This is a genomic window from Isoptericola sp. NPDC060185 (genome assembly GCF_042728595.1).
Taxonomy (GTDB): Bacteria; Actinomycetota; Actinomycetes; order Actinomycetales; family Cellulomonadaceae; genus Isoptericola.
This window is the reverse complement of sequence record NZ_JBHWYY010000013.1, coordinates 23,084-38,437: the sequence shown is the minus strand read 5'-3', so window position 1 is coordinate 38,437 and position 15,354 is coordinate 23,084. Positions and strand designations below refer to the sequence as shown.

11 protein-coding genes are annotated in these 15,354 nt (G+C 69.6%); 9 read left to right on the top strand and 2 right to left on the bottom strand.

The window, feature by feature from the left end; genetic code table 11:
- The first annotated feature begins 86 nt into the window (after positions 1 to 86).
- The 9 genes from ACFWDO_RS07290 (at position 87) to ACFWDO_RS07250 (ending at position 11,990) form a co-directional block, all read left to right on the top strand.
- Positions 87 to 821 (top strand): type II secretion system F family protein, encoded by a 735-nt coding sequence (locus tag ACFWDO_RS07290; protein WP_380320315.1) that lies wholly within the window; start codon positions 87 to 89, stop codon positions 819 to 821.
- Positions 818 to 1,723 carry a type II secretion system F family protein gene (locus ACFWDO_RS07285; RefSeq protein WP_380320312.1) on the top strand — a complete coding sequence of 302 codons (906 nt, stop codon included), beginning with the start codon at positions 818 to 820 and terminating at the stop codon, positions 1,721 to 1,723. Before ACFWDO_RS07290 ends, ACFWDO_RS07285 begins: the two co-directional genes overlap by 4 nt.
- A 78-nt stretch (positions 1,724 to 1,801) precedes the next feature.
- The gene (locus ACFWDO_RS07280; RefSeq protein WP_380320309.1) at positions 1,802 to 2,014 is read left to right on the top strand and encodes a hypothetical protein; all 213 of its coding nucleotides are present in this window, start codon (positions 1,802 to 1,804) and stop codon (positions 2,012 to 2,014) included.
- A 16-nt stretch (positions 2,015 to 2,030) separates the two neighbouring features.
- Positions 2,031 to 2,441: a TadE family protein gene (locus ACFWDO_RS07275; RefSeq protein ID WP_380320306.1), complete on the top strand. Its 411-nt coding sequence runs from the start codon at positions 2,031 to 2,033 to the stop codon at positions 2,439 to 2,441.
- On the top strand, positions 2,438 to 2,911 hold the full coding sequence (locus ACFWDO_RS07270; protein WP_380320303.1) for a TadE/TadG family type IV pilus assembly protein: 474 nt from the start codon (positions 2,438 to 2,440) through the stop codon (positions 2,909 to 2,911). The genes ACFWDO_RS07275 and ACFWDO_RS07270 overlap by 4 nt, the downstream gene beginning before the upstream one ends.
- Entirely contained in the window at positions 2,908 to 3,357 is a 450-nt protein-coding gene (locus ACFWDO_RS07265) for a TadE/TadG family type IV pilus assembly protein (protein ID WP_380320300.1), read from the top strand. The genes ACFWDO_RS07270 and ACFWDO_RS07265 overlap by 4 nt, the downstream gene beginning before the upstream one ends.
- Complete coding sequence (locus ACFWDO_RS07260; RefSeq protein WP_380320297.1) at positions 3,354 to 6,617, top strand: LysM peptidoglycan-binding domain-containing protein; 3,264 nt, start codon at positions 3,354 to 3,356, stop codon at positions 6,615 to 6,617. The genes ACFWDO_RS07265 and ACFWDO_RS07260 overlap by 4 nt, the downstream gene beginning before the upstream one ends.
- Positions 6,618 to 7,506: 889 nt before the next feature.
- The gene (locus ACFWDO_RS07255) at positions 7,507 to 7,764 is read left to right on the top strand and encodes a hypothetical protein (RefSeq protein ID WP_380320294.1); all 258 of its coding nucleotides are present in this window, start codon (positions 7,507 to 7,509) and stop codon (positions 7,762 to 7,764) included.
- A gap of 596 nt (positions 7,765 to 8,360) precedes the next feature.
- Positions 8,361 to 11,990 carry an NEW3 domain-containing protein gene (locus ACFWDO_RS07250; protein ID WP_380320291.1) on the top strand — a complete coding sequence of 1,210 codons (3,630 nt, stop codon included), beginning with the start codon at positions 8,361 to 8,363 and terminating at the stop codon, positions 11,988 to 11,990.
- Positions 11,991 to 12,113: 123 nt separating this feature from the next.
- Here ACFWDO_RS07250 and ACFWDO_RS07245 read toward each other — a convergent pair whose 3' ends face one another.
- Complete coding sequence (locus ACFWDO_RS07245; RefSeq protein ID WP_380324684.1) at positions 12,114 to 13,853, bottom strand: beta-galactosidase family protein; 1,740 nt, start codon at positions 13,851 to 13,853, stop codon at positions 12,114 to 12,116.
- Positions 13,854 to 13,867: 14 nt separating this feature from the next.
- Positions 13,868 to 15,313 carry a hypothetical protein gene (locus ACFWDO_RS07240; protein ID WP_380324677.1) on the bottom strand — a complete coding sequence of 482 codons (1,446 nt, stop codon included), beginning with the start codon at positions 15,311 to 15,313 and terminating at the stop codon, positions 13,868 to 13,870.
- Between the last annotated feature and the right edge of the window lie 41 nt (positions 15,314 to 15,354).

Here is a 15,354-nt window from a genome sequence, read left to right as displayed (position 1 = left end):
GTGCCCTGATCGGCGCAGGGCTCTTCCTGAGCATCCTTGGGCTGATTCCACGACCACCCGCACCGCCGCGACCGGCGACATCGCGGGTGCACGTCGATCGGCGGACCCGGATCCTGCTCGCCGCCGGGCTGGGCGGCGGCCTGCTGGCGTGGTGGGCCACCGGGTGGGTGCTCGCCCTGTTGATCGTGCCCGTCGCGGTCCTGGGCCTGCCGACCCTGATGTCCACTCGCAGCGCGAAGGCGGAGATCGCCCGCCTCGAAGCGATGGAGGAATGGACCCGCTCCCTGGCCGGAGTCCTGACCGTCGGGATCGGCCTCGAGCAGGCGATCATCATCTCGATGCGGTCGGCCCCGGGCCCCATCGAACCTGCACTCAACCGCCTCACGGCCCGGCTGCGCGCCCGGTGGCACACCGAAGACGCCTTGCGCGCGTTTGCAGACGATCTCGATGACGCCACCGGTGACCTCATCGCCGCCAACCTCATCCTCGCCGCCCGCAAGCGCGGCAGCGGCCTCGCCTCCGTCCTGGAGGGGCTGGCCGAGTCCGTCGCCGACGACGTGCGAGCCCGCCGACAGGTCGAGGCCGACCGTGCCAAGCCCCGCGCCACCGCCCGCTGGGTCACGATCATCTCCGCGAGCGTCCTGGTCGTCCTGTCCTTGGCGTCCACCTACACAGCGACCTACGCGACCCCCGTCGGCCAGCTCATCCTCGTCGTGCTGCTCACCGCCTACATCGCCACCCTGGTGTGGATGAAACGGATGGCCACCGGCAAGCCCTGGCCCCGCATCCTCGTGGACACCCGCGAAGGAGCCCACCCATGAGCTCGACCCTCGCAGTGATCATGGCCATGACCGCTGTCGGCGCCGGAGCCCTCGTGGCCGTGCTTGCGCGGTTCCTGCCCGCGCATGTCGACCTCGGCGACGCGTTCGACCGGATGACCCCCACCCGCCACCGGAGGATGCAGCCCACCGCGGGCACCGACACCACTGGCAAGGAACGCCTCGGCCTGTGGGCCATGCGCGCCCTGCCGCCGGCTCTATGGGTACGCACCCCGAGCCGGGAGCTCGCTCTACTGCGTATCCCAGTGGCCCGGTTCTACGCCGAGAAACTCATCTTCGCGGCCCTAGGGCTCGCGATCCCGCCCTTCCTCGTCGCCCTGTTCACCCTCCTCGGTCTGCAGCTTCCCATCGCCGTCCCCGCCGTGGCTGGGGTCGCGGTGGCCGCCGTGATGTTCTTCATCCCGGACTACAACGCCCGCGATGACGCCACCAAAGCGCGGGCCGAGTTCCGCCGTGCATTGGCCGCCTACGTCGACCTCGTCGCCACCGAACGCCACAACGGCGCGGGCACCCGGCAGGCCATGGAGAACGCCGCCGAGGTCGGCACCTCCTGGGTCTTCACCCGCCTGGCCGAAGAGCTCCGTCGCTCACGCTGGTCCGGCATCCCACCCTGGGACGCCCTGCGCTCACTCGGCGACGAGCTCACACTGCCCGAGCTCGCCGACTTCGCCGACATCATGCGACTGTCCGGCGCCGAAGGCGCCTCCGTCTACGCCAACCTCCGCGCCCGCTCAGCCGCCGTACGCAACGCCATGCTCGGCGAGGAACTGGCCGCCGCGAACGCGGTCGGCGAGCGCATGTCGATCCCCGGCTCCGTCCTCGGGGTCGTATTCATGGCGCTCCTGCTTGCACCCGCATTCCTCGGCATGCTGCAACCCACCTGACCCCGTGAAAGGAGCCACCCATCCCATCCCTGCCTGTCAGCCGGTTTCCTCAGCGTTTTTGAAGCAAGGAGCAGAACCATGCTGCACTTCACCACGCTCCTGGCCCTGGTCAGGGCCTACCTGATTCCGCCCGGCCAGCCGCAGTCCGACCATGCGCGTCTCGACTCCTCCGAGCGGGGTTCGGTGACCATAGAGCACGTCGTGTGGGCCGTGGCCGCCATCGCGTTCGTCGGCCTCGCAGTCGTCGCCATCAAAGCGTTCCTGACCACTCAGGCCGGGAAGATCACTTGAGGCACGGCATATCCAGATGACGAAGATGCCTATCCGGGATCGGCCCTCGAGCACGTCCGGCGGTGAGCGAGGCTCGGCGTCGATCGAACTCGTCGTCCTGCTGCCCGCGCTCTTCACGCTGCTCTTCCTCGGGCTGCAGGGCGCGCTGTACTTCTACGCCCAGTCTGTCGCCACCGCCGCTGCCGCTGAAGGCGCGCGCACCGCCGCCGCCCTGAATGCCACCAGCTCCTTGGGAGCGGCCGCGGCATCCGACTTCGCCGCCGACGTCGGCACCCGCGCCCTGCGCGAGGTAAGCGTCGACGCCGCCCGCGACCAGACCACCGCGACCGTCACCGTCTCAGGCGCGTCCGTCTCCGTCATCCCCCTGTGGCAACCCGTCATCCAGCGAACAGTGACGGTCCCCGTCGAACGGCTCACCGCACCATGACCCCGCACCGCATTCGACATCGGCTGTTTCCCGGGCACTCGTTCCTCCGTCCGCGCGACGAGCGTGGGTCAGCGTCGATCGAGGCCGTCATCGGGGCGCCGGTGTTCGCGCTCTTCCTCGCGCTCGTCATCGCCGGCGGACGCATCGCGCTCGCGCACCAGGACGTCCAAGCGGTCGCCGCCGACGCTGCACGGGCAGCAAGTCTCGCGCGCACCGTCAGCGAGGCCAACGACGCCGCCGCCCGCGCCATGGCCACCGGTCTCACCGCCCGCGGCCTGTCCTGCGAGAGCGCCGACATCACCCTCGTTACCGCGGCGCTCTCGCATCCAGCCGGTATCCCGGGCGCGGTGTCGGCGACCGTGACCTGCACCGTCGACCTCACCGACATCACCCTGCCCGGCGTCCCCGGCGCGCACACCGTCACTGCGACCATGACCAGCCCGGTCGACACCTGGAGGGCTGACCCATGAAACTCATCGGTCATCGGTCCGCACCGGGCCTCGGCCACGACGGCGAGCGTGGGTCAGTCAGCACCTGGCTCGTCCTGTCCGCCTTCGCCATGGTCCTGATCGTCGGGCTTGCGGTCGATCTGTCCGGGCAGGTCCACGCCCAGCAACAAGTTCGCGACATCGCCGCCCAGGCCGCTCGCGTCGGCGGACAACAGCTGGACGCCACCGCCGTCCAAGGCGCCTATCCATCCATCGCCATCGGGAAAGCACGCACCGCCGCCCAGGACTACCTCGCGGCCTCCGGCGCCACCGGATCGGTCACCGTGTCCGGCGGGACCACCGTCCACGTCCAGGTCACCAGCACCTACCACCCGACCTTCATCGGGGTCGTCGGCATCGGCGGCCTCACGGTGAGCGGCGAAGCCAGCGCCCGCGTGATCCGCACGATGGGAGACACCGAGCGATGAGCCACACCCACACCCGTCTCATCGGAGCAGCCGGCACCCTTGGCGCCCTCGCCCTCGTGGCCGGTGTCCCCCTCGCCCTGATCGCGGTCGGGCTCAGCCCGACGCAGATCGCGGCCCACCCGATCTGGACGAACCTGCTCGCGCCCGACGACGGCACCCTGCTGTGGGTCGCCATCGGCGCGCTCGCCTGGCTCCTATGGGTTGTCATAGCCGGCCTCATCCTGCTCGAGGCCGCCGCCCAGACCCGCGGCATCCACGCGCCGAACCTGCACGGCCTGGCAGTCCCCCAGGCAGCAGTGCGCACCCTCGTGGGCTGGGCAGCGCTCCTGTTCATCGCCGCCCCCGGCGAGGCCGCGGCCGCCACGCCAGGCCTCGCCAGCACCGACAGTGCCGTCGCGGTCGAGGTCACGAACATCCCGGCCCTGCTCGACGTCCCAAACCGGACCTCGGCACCCGAGCGCGCGATCGGCCGTACCGTGGCTGCCCCCGACACACGGGCGACAAACTCGGCCAACGTCACCGCCGCCTACCAGTCATCGGCCACGGTGCGGACATCGCCGCCAGACCGCACCGTGCCCGGCACAGTCGCCTACCAGGTCACCAGGGGCGACACCCTGTGGCGCATCGCCGAGAAGCACCTTGGCGACCCGCTCCGCTACACCGAGATCGCCGCGCTCAACCGCGACATCCTGGGCGACGACCCTGACTTCATCACCCCGCCCATGGCGCTGCTCCTGCCCGACGACGGCCACGTCACGTCCACGTCACAGCACGACGACTCGGCCACCGTCATCGTGGAACCCGGCGACACCCTGTCCCAGATTGCACTCGACGAGCTCGGGGACGCGAACCGCTACCCAGAGATCTTCAACGCCTCGACCAGCACGGCACAGCCCGACGGCGCCAAGCTCATAGACCCCGACCTGATCCAGCCCGGATGGAGACTCACCATCCCAACTACAGGCGCCGCCCAGCAAGGTGCGACCGCCACGACTGACAAGCAGGGTGAATCTCCGGATCGGGAACACCCCCGCTCCAACGCGAACCGACCTGCTGAACCGGAACCGGCCACCAACCCGCATACAAGCGCCACGAACCCAGCCGAGCAGGCTCCGACTCCAGCCGAGCGACCACGAGCAACCGAGACATCAGGCACGCCGGCACCGAGCACCACGCCAACACCGGAGACAGCGGCGACGTCGTCCCCAGCAGCGTCGGCCGGTTGGCTGATCCCGGCGCTCACCGGCGCAGGATCCCTGCTCGCGGGCGTCCTGTTCCTCCGGCTACGGGCCAACCGCCGATCCCAGCTGCGCTTCCGCACGCCCGGGATGCTCATCGCCCCCGAGCCCGCCGAGACGGTGCCCGTCGACCGCAGAAGTCGGGTGGTGGGCGGCCCGGTGGCGCCCCGGATCCAGGCACTCGATGCCCTGTTGCGCTCCCTGGCGTCTTCGTACGTCGAACCATCCGAGTACCCCCCGCTGCTCGCCGTCGAGCTGGCGGCCGAGACGGCAACCCTGCACCTGGCCGACGACGCCGACCTCGGCGAACCGTGGACCGGCGCGGACACCCGCTGGACCGCACCCCTCGGCACCACGCTCGAATGCATCGACGTCGTCGCGCCATACCCGATGCTCGTGTCGATCGGTGCCGACGACGCCGGCGCGGCGTGGCTGCTCAACCTCGAACGGTTCGGCGTGCTCAGCGTCGCCGGCGAGGCCCAGGCGACACAGAAGCTCGGCCGGCACCTGGCCGCAGAGCTGGCCCTGTCACCGTGGTCCACCCTGGTCCAGGTCCACACGCTCGGTTTCGGCCAAGAATTGACCGACCTCGACGAGTTCCGCCTCACCCCCTACCCCGCCGGCGACACCCGCGCTTTCGACGCAGCCACCCGGTCAGCGCTGGCCTCGGACGACGACGACCCCGAGGAGCTGCACGTCGTGGTCATCGCCTCGGGGGCCGCCCCGGCAGAGGCTTCCACCCGGCTCTCCGAGGTCATCGCAGCGCACGAGTCACGGCCGGGCGCGGCCGTCGTCACGCTCACCGATGCGGCCACGGAGTCAGCGACGATCATCGAGGTCGACGACGAGCGCCTGCGGGTCCCCAGGCTCGGCATCGACCTCCGCGTACCCGGACTGAGCGAGCCCGAGGCTGCGGCGGTTGCCGAAATCGTCCGCGCCACCCAGAGCCGAGCGAACGTGCCCATGCCGGTCGACGTCACCATCACCGAGGGATACGGGGCGTTCATCAACCAGACCGGCGCGCTGCGCGAGCCGCTGGTCGACGAGCGTCCCGCACCGGATGAGGAAGCCGGGCCGACATCGCTGCTGCCTGAGCCTGCCGCGGCCTACGTCGACGCCGCGGCCACCACCGAGCAGGACGTCGCCGCACTTGCTCCGCCCGTACCGCCGTCGACCGCCGACGACGTGTTCGCCGCCGACCCGACCCTCGACGCCGACCTCGAGCTGTGGCGCCTCGGCGACGAGTGCCCGGTCTCGCGCGTCATGCTGCTCGGCACGCTCCGCGCCACCGCTCACGGTGTCAGCCAGGAGGTCTCCGAGCGCAAGCACCACTACATCGAGCTCATGACCTACCTGTGGGCCCACCCGCACGGCGTCCCATCCGCCACGCTGTCCGACGAGTTCGGTTACACCCGCGAACGCGCCCGCGTCGAGATCAGCCACCTGCGCAAATACCTCGGCGTCGACCCACGCACGGGCGAGGAGTACCTTCCGACTGCGCCGAGCACCCGCGAGCGCACCGAGAACGGGTGGACCGGGTACTCCTTGCAAGGTGTGCTGTTCGACATCGACTTGTTCCGACGGTTGCGTGCCCGAGCCCAGGCGCGCGGCGGCGACGGTCTGCCGGACCTCGTCGCCGCCCTCCGGCTGGTGCGCGGCGAGCCGTTCGCGGACCTGCGCGCCGACTCCTGGGCCTGGATGTTCGAGGGCGAACGCTTCGACCAGGAGTTCGCCGCCGCGATCGTCGACGTCGCACATCTCGTCGCCACCCGCTCCATGAAGGACTGCGACCTGCCCACCGCACGCCGAGCCGCCGAGATTGCACTCAGTGCCTCGCCGTACGACGAGACCGCCCGGCTGGATCTCGCGAGGATCGCAGAGCTCGAGGGCAATGATGCCGAAGCCGCGCAGATCAGAGAAGACGGGATCTACCAGCGCACCGACGACTACCGACCGCCGCTCGACCCTTCCCAGCGAACACAGAAGTTCGGCGCTGTTCGACGACGCTCTACCAAGATGTAGGGGCCTGAGGCCTTCCAGCATGGTTGGCCGAGATCAATCGGGCCGGCACCACCCTGCGACGGCCCGAGGCGGCGGACTGACGACGATGACTTCGTCCTCGTCGGCTTCAAGCGGTTCTAGATCCGCCGATGGGGAGCGCAACAGCGCTGGGTGCATGAAGTGACCTCTTGTGCCGAGATTCGGGCGGCGCAGGGCGTCGCGGTAGGTCCGCTTCAGGGCCGAGCACGTGATGACCGCAGCTCGACCGCGGTCTGCCTGTCGAGCCACTCATGTAGAACCTGGAGCCAGCGCCCGCGGTCGGCGTCGTCCAGGAAGTGCCGGGGCGCATCGTGCCGACGTTCGCGGGTGGGTGGGATTCGTCGGCCTCGGCCTGTTCGAGCCAAATGGTTTCGCGAGGATCCTCGCGATGGCGGCCTTCCTCGAATCGGCTACCCCCTGACGACGAGGTGGGCATAGCCAGTGTGGCTCAGACGTTGAATGTGACATCGATGCTCTGACCTGTAGCTTCACCGCGACCGATAGGCCTGCGGGGGAACCGTGGGGGAATCAGAGCGACGGGCAATCCCCCGCCATGGCGGGACGGCAGGAACCCGACGGGAACGTCGATATCTGCGATGTGTCGTCGGCGACACCACCCGTTGAGTCTATCGACGGCGCGCCTCTGCACGTCGATCGCGCAGCTGAAGATCGTGAGCCCAGCTCAGGAGACGACGCACCGAACCCATTTGGCGTCGTCAGCCGTTCGAAGCCTCAGAAGCGGCACCGGTCGCCGGGGCCGCGGTCCGTGCTGTCGCGATCACGCCGCATCTTTCTGCGGCGAAGCCTGAGGCACGCCTCCCCGCCGTGAGGGACCGCAGCAAGACTCATCGCCCCTTCCCCCCGGATGGGCGTGGGGCTGCCGTCCGACGGGATCCCGTGGGAAGCCTTGCTCGGCGTCGCCGCCATCACCACGGCCCTCGTGCTGCAGCTCGCCGTCGACCGCGTCGACGCGACCCGCCTCCGGCACTACCACCACGTGGCATCGCCCCCGTTCGACACCGGGATCGACGGACATGCGACCTCGAGCTCGCTCCGCGGCCGTACCGCCGACCGACCATCGGTCCGCGCGCACACCAACAGGTCTAGACAACTGCAAATTTATGGTTGATCATTGCAATCACTCACGACCCGTACGGCTCAAGGAGGAGCCATGGCCCGAGGTCCACGAGTCGCCCCTCGAACGACAAGGCCCCCGGTTGCGCGCCGGGAGCGCACCGCCTCCAGCACTTCGCCGGCCGCACGCCCCGAGCAACCAGGGCTGCCGAAATCTCGTCCTCGAGCCTCGCCCCGCTGGCCATCTGGCGGACCGCGAGCCCTCCGACCAGTCACCGACGTCCACCCGAGAGGACGCATCGTGCTCATGTCGTTCACCCTCGCTCCGTGCTCGTCGGCGGCACAGAGCGCGCACCGGCTGGTGTGCGGCGCTTCGCCAGCCTCGCGGAGACGGTCGGCGCGGACGTCGCGGGGGCCACCTCACGCGACCCTGCGAGCCCGCCGCTGGCGACGGCCATGCATCGGACCCGCCGTCTCACCGCGGCTTCGACCAGGCTCTGCACCTCGAAGCCAGCAAGCAATCGACTGTCCGGATCCTGTTCCCATCGAACGGAGAACACCGTGAGAGCACCTTCATCGAGACGGAGCGCCGCCGTGGCGGCCTTCGTCGCGCTCACTGTCGCCGGCGGCCTGACCGCCGCCCCTCAAGCCATGGCAGAGAACGAAACGACCGGCACCGACGCCGCCACCAGCCCGTACGGCAACCCGTTCAACGACTACCTGCGCCGCCCGTACGGCGTCATGGACAACGCTCAGCAACAGGCAACGCTCCCCAAGGTCGACGACAAGGACGACGAACCGTTCGACTGGTACCGGAGCCCGCACGCCGTCATCGGCGTGTACGGCGGCCCGGAGGAGGCCGTCGTCACGCCGGAGGGCAACCTTCAGACGCAGTTCGGCAAGGTCGTCTTCGACACCGGCGAACAGCACACGCCCGTCAACCAGCGGGTCAAGACCTGGCGCGACGGCTGGCTGCCGATGCTGGACCAGACGTTCACCCGCGATCAGGTCGAGCACGACATCTCGTTTTTCGCGGCCAAGGTGCCCGACGTCGCGACCGTGCCCTACGACCAGCAGTACGCCTTCCCCAGGAAGTCCATGCGGGTGCAGGCCGAGAACATGATCACCTTCGTCGACATCACCCTGCGGAACACGGGCCGTGAGGCGACGACCGCACACTTCGGCGCGTCGGTCGCCGAGGGGGGCACGAGCCAGGGCGGGCAGCCGCAGGACGGTCCCGCCGTGCCCGCGGACCCGGTCTGGGACGCAGCTGCAGGCGCCCTGGGCGGCGAGGGCAAGCTCCTGCTCACGGCATCGGACGGGCCCAGCTACGACGACGGCCGACTTGCATGGTCGCTGCCGCTCGAGCCGGGCGCCTCGCGCACGATCCGTCTGAAGGTGCCCTACTGGGTCGGCCAGCAGAAGGATCTGGAAGCGATCCGGGACGCGGACTCCACCGCCTACGCCAAGAAGACCGAGAACTTCTGGCGCACCACCGTCGAACGGGCCAGCACCCGCTTCACGCTGCCCACGGTCGGGCCCGACAACGCCGCCGAGAACAAGGTGATCGACACCTACCGCGCGTCGATCGTCCAGTCGCTGATGTCCGCGGACCTCGTCGACGGTCATTGTTTCTGGGACGGCAGCCCCACCCTGTACGACCAGTTCTACCTGCGCGACGCGGCGTTCAACGTCGAGGGCATCCTCAACGCGGGCTTTACCGACCTGGCGAAGCAGTGCATCACCGACATGCTCCTCTACCAGGACTCCGAGGGCCACATCATCTCCCAGCAGGGACAGATGGACGGCCACGGCCAGACGCTGGCGCTGATCGGCACGTACCTGGAGCGGACCGGCGACGTCCAGTTCGCCCACGAGGTCCTGCCTGCCGTCCGTCGCGCCATGGACTGGGAGTGGAAGACGCGCCAGGACGACTGGGAGAACTCCGGAGGCCTGTTCCCCGAGTCCGTCATGGACGACAACGAGGCCGTGATCGGGCACGTGCTCACCTACGACCTCTGGAACATCGCAGGCGAACGCGGAGCCGCACAGACCGCTCGGCTCGCGGGAGACGCCGCGGCTGCGGACCAGTGGTCCGCACGCGCCGACCAGTACGTGGGCATCCTGAAGGAGAAGCTCGAGCCGGCCGTCGACGAGATCGGCTGGATCCCGCCGACCATCGAAGGTCTCGACGGCGAGGTGATCCGGACCGGTTGGTACGGCGACACCTACGGCATCGACTGGGGCAACCTGGAGGTCGTCCATCCCACCGGGTTCCTCCGGCCGAACGACCCGTGGGTGACGGCGAGCCTGACGGAGTGGAAGAAGAAGACCTTCGAAGGCGTGTTCACCTACCCGATGAACGGCGTGGAGGGACTGCTGCACTCCTACACGCCCATCTCCGTCCTGGAGACGACCCTGCGCCGCGGTGAGCAGGATGCCACGCTGAAGGGCATCTACAACCTTCTCGTGCACACCACGGCGACCCACTCGGCCGGCGAGGGCCTCAGCGCGGCCCAGCGCTGGGACTGGGGCTCGAACAACCTGTCCCAGCCGCACAACGAGTTCGCGGGCAAGTACGTCAACCTGCTGCGCGACGTCATGGCCTACGAGGGCGACGACAAGTCGCTGCGCATCGCCAACGCCTGGAACCCGCAGTGGTCCAAGCCCGGCAACCGGTTGGCGTTCACCGGCAACACGGACTTCGGCAGGCTCTCGTACGAGGTGCGCACACGGGCGAACGGCGCGACGGCGCACATCGAACCTCCGAACCGGACCACGCCGATCGTCATGAGCGTGCCGGAGGGCGCGACGATCTCGTCCGCCTCCCTCACGCGTGGCGCCCGGGGCACCGTTGAGGTGGTCGGCAACACCATCAGGCTGACCCGCCTGTCCGGTCCGGTCGACCTCCACATCAGGTGGACGCTGGACACGACGGGACCGGCAATCAGCTACGGCCGCGCCGTCGCGGACTACAAGGCGAACTACGACCGCATGACCTCCCCGATCAGGGCCGGCGTCACGGAGGTCGAGCCGTCCAAGCGCACCCTCGCCGTCGGTGAACCCTTCGACGTCTCGGCCGTCGTCGAGAACACCGGCGGGGCGGGGTACCTCCCCGACCCCGACGTGGTGCTCTTCGTCGACGGGAAGGCCGTCTCCCGAGACACACGGTCGTTCGCTCGCGGCATCGGTTTCACCACCCCCGACGGCATCATCTCCTTCGACCGCAACGGCGGGGGCGTGATCCCCGTCAACCTGTCCGCGCAGCAGATCTGCACGCCGGGTGAGCACACGATCGGGGTCGGGCTGGGTGAGGCAGAGCCGGTGACCCGCAAGGTCACCGTCACGGACGCGTCGCCAGACGCCCCGGCCCCGACGGCGACCGTCGCCGTGGCCGCGGACCCGGCCAACGTCTCCGCCGGCGGCGCTGCCACGGTCACCGCGACGTTCACCAACACCGGCTGCCAGCCAGTCAAGGCCGTCACCGGCAGCATCGAGGTCGCCGAGGGATGGACCGCCACCCCCACCAGCACCGACCCGGCGCCGTCCGTCCAGCCCGGCGACTCCGCCACCCTGACCTGGACCGTCAAGGCTCCCGACGGTCTCGGAACCGATCCCGTCGCCAGCGCCTCCGCCGAGGTCACGGTGGGCTACGGCTGGAGCGGTTCGACCACCGGGTCGGTGTCCGCGAAGGCTGACGTGCGGGCGTTCGCGCCCGTGAGCGACCCGTTCCGCGGCGTCGCCCACGGCACCCCCGCCTGGTTCGGCCAGTCCGGCAACACGTTTGCCGTGCTCGCCGGCGGCAAGGACATCGGCGCCGGCACCGACGAGTTCGGCGCGATCTACGAGGCGGACGCCGCGGACGCCGACGCGGTCGCGACCGTCACGGTCACCGGCCAGGAGGACACCTGGCCCTGGGCCAAGGCCGGCGTAATGCTGCGCAACGACCTCGCCGAGAAGGACTCCCACGGAGGTGCGGCGGTCGCGGTCACACCGACCAACGGCATGCAGTTCCTGTGGGACGGCGACGGGAACGGCACCATGGAGAGATCGGTGGCCGCGGGCCGAACGACGTATCCGGTGACGCTGCGGCTCGAACGCTCGGGCTCGACGATGACCGGCTCCTACCAGGCCGACGACGGCACGTGGAAGCCGATCGGGAGCGCAACGGTCGAGGGCGTGTCCACCACGTCCGACGTCGGCGTCTTCTCCTCGGCCGTCAACGCCAACGTCCCGGGCACCTTGGGGCTGTCCACGTTCCAGGACCTGTCGGTCAGATGATCGACAGGCAGTGCTCGCGCTGACCGGCGTGAGAGATCGACGGCCCGGTGCAGGACCCACTGGTCCTGCACCGGGCCGTTCCCGGCGAGCCGCGAGACGGGCGCCGTGGCGGGATCGGTGCGCTCAGTCGGTCGGTCCGAGATCGGGCCGGTCGACCACTCGAGGCGCGCCGCCGATCCGGTCGAGCTCGAGGACGACGACCTCGTTGCGGCCCTCGCGGACGACGGGCGCCGGCAGGTAGAGCGTGCGCTGCGGGCCGCGTTCCCAGTACCGGCCGAGACAGAATCCGTTGACCCAGACGTATCCCTTCCCCCAACCCTCCAGTGCGACGAACCCGCCCGCAGGCGATATCGCGTCGAACGCGCCCTGGACGAAGGCCGGTGCGGAGGCATCTGCCGCGGTGCTCGCCGCCGCCGGCGACTCCGGCTGCGGCAGGTTCGGCAGGTCGGGCAGCTCCACGGAGGTGACCTCCCAACCATGGAGGTACTGGAGCCCGTGGCGCACTCCCCCGACCAAGCCCTTGCGCTCCCCGATGCGGGTGCCGTAATTCACCCGACCCATCGACTCGACCACGACCTCCAGCGTCACCCCCTCCGCGGGGACGGCCAAGGGGATCCCTGCGTCGTCGTCCCGCCAGACGATGCCGAGCAGACGACCGTCGGCGTACACGTGTGCCCGGTCGCCCAGCCCGGGGAACGTCAACGCGGCCTCCGGTCGCGGCCCGGCCACCCGGCATCGGTACCGGACGAGCCCGTGGGCGAGGCCGAGCTCCTCGAACGTCGGCGGGGACGGCGCCGCGACCACGCGCGACGCCGCGTCGAGGACGTTTGCGAGCGGGACGGCGCCGGTCATCCTGATCTGGGTGGTCGGCAGCGTCGCCGGCTCGGCGACCTCCTGCAGCGGCGGAAGGTCGCGGTACCGGCCGATCACCTCCCGGAACGCCCAGAACTTCGCGGTGGGGCGGCCCGCCTCGTCGATCGGCGCGTCATAGTCGTACGACGTGACCGTCGGCAGGTACCGCCCGTCGTCGTTGGCCCCGGCGGAGCATCCGAAGCTGGTCCCGCCGTGCGCCATGTACAGGTTCACCGAGGCCCCCGTCGCCAGCATGCGATCGAGGACGTCGGCCGCGTCCCCGGCGTCGCGCACGTGGTGATGCGCCCCCCAGTGGTCGAACCACCCGTGCCAGTACTCCATGCAGAAGAGCGGGTCGTCGGGCCGGTGGCGGCGAAGCGCGTCGAAGTTCTGCTCCGGGTTGCTGCCGAAGTTCACGGTCGCCCACACGCCCGGCAGGGTCCCCCCGGTGAGGCAACTATCGGAACCTCCGTCCGAGGTGAACAACGGGACGTCGATGCCGCGCCCGGCCAGGCCGATCCGAAGGTGCTCGAGATAGCTCCGGTCGGTGCCGAACGACCCGTACTCGTTCTCGATCTGCACCAGGCACACGTTGCCGCCGCGCGTGGACTGCCGCTCGACGAGCATCGGGACGAGGACGTCGAACCAGTCGTCGACCGCGGCGAGGAACGCCTCGTCCGCGGTGCGGATCCGTAGTCCCGGCACACCCGTCAACCACGCAGGCAGGCCGCCGTTGTCCCACTCGGCGCAGCTGTAGGGCCCGGGACGCACGATCGCCCGCAGGCCGACCGCGCCGGCCAGGTCCAGGAACCGTCCGAGGTCAGCGATTCCGTCGAAGCGGTACTCGCCGCGGCGCGGTTCGTGGAAGTTCCACGGCACGTACGTCTCGACGGTGTCCAAGCCCATCGCACGCAGCAGCTGGAGGCGCTCCTCCCACTGGTCGGGATGCACCCGGGCGTAGTGGAAGGCGCCGGAGATCATGGGCAGCCGAAGATCGGCGGGCAGTTTCACGGATCGATCGCCCCTCAGGTGTAGACGAGCTGGCCGGTGACGGTGCTGTCGCAGTCGCTGACGAGCCGGACCCAATGGGCGCTGAACCCCGTGGGGAAGACGTGGGTCACCAGCTCGCCGGCGGGCACCTCGATCCGCGCCGTGCGAGCGAACCGGCCGTGCCCGCGCACGTCGATCTCGACGGTGACGGTGACGGGCTGGTCACCGTGGTTCTCCAGGTGGAGGCACTTGTGCTCGAATCCCGTCATCAGGTACGGGTCGGACGGCACGCCGGCCTTGACCTCGGACTCCCACCAGGGGCCGCCCCAGCCCTGCGGCTTGCCGAATCCCCACAGGTCGTCCGTCTTGCCGAACCACAGGTTGGCCTGCGGCTGCCCGGCGACCGGGTTGCCGTCGAAGATCGGCGTCGTCTGGTCCCCGGCCAGCACGAGCAGTCCGTTCCACGAGCAGAAGTCTCCGACGATCCGGAGGTGGGACGAGATCGGACGGATGCCCCAGACGGCATCGCCGTAGGTGAGGCTGGGCAGCTCGTAGAACATGCCGCTGGCATCCATGAGCAGGCGCTCCGACTCCACCTCCCGGATGCGCGGCCACTCCGTCGTGAACGCGTGGTCCTGGGTGTGGGTCGACTTCGGCAGCCGGTAGACCTTCCACCCCGTCGAGGGCAGGTGCACCCAGAGCAGCGCCGAGGCGCGGTCCTGCCCGACGGCGTACATCGCCTCGCCGATCCCGTTGGCGCCGGCGAGCGTGTTGAACTGCGTCCTGGCCAGCGTCGTCCAGGTCTGCCCGTCCCATTCCGCCAGGCGACCCTCGCTCTCGCCCGTCGGGAAGTCCTGCTCGTAGTACGAGTTGTTCACCACGACGACCCGACCGTTGCGGGTGTAGCAGTCCTTGAAGTGGGGATATCCGCGGACGTCGAGGATCTCGAGGAGGTCGAAGAGCTGAGTGACCTCGAGCGTCCGGGCGTCGACCTCGAAGAACTCGCCCTCCATCCCGAGCACGTAGACCTTCCCGGCAGGATCGGTCAGGTGCCTCGCCGTCGCCGTGAGGCGGACGTCGACGAGCTCCGTGATGGTGCGCACGTTGCCCTCGACGTCGATCACGTGCGGTCCGATGAAGAGCTGGTCGGTCTCCTTGTGCACCAGCCTGTTGGCATAGGTGCCCACCACGCTCGCGGGGTGCTTCTCGAGCTGCAGGTCGTCTCCGACCGTGAACAGACCGGTGCCTCCGCCCGTGGTCCTCGTGTGGGCGACGTAGGTGACCATCCAGAGCTTGCCCGCCCACGGCATCAGTGCGCCGATGCCGGTCTCGGACCGGGGAACGTGATCGGCCTTGACCGCAAGGGTCGGCACGACGCCGCTGATCACCACCGGTGCTCCGACGCGGTCGACGGGTGATGTCACCGATCCGGGCGCGGTGGTGGGGGTCTTGACCTCGAGGTCGGTGGTGCTGGAAGGCATGCGAAAGTCCTTGAGTCCTTGTCGTGGGATGGGAGCTCTGC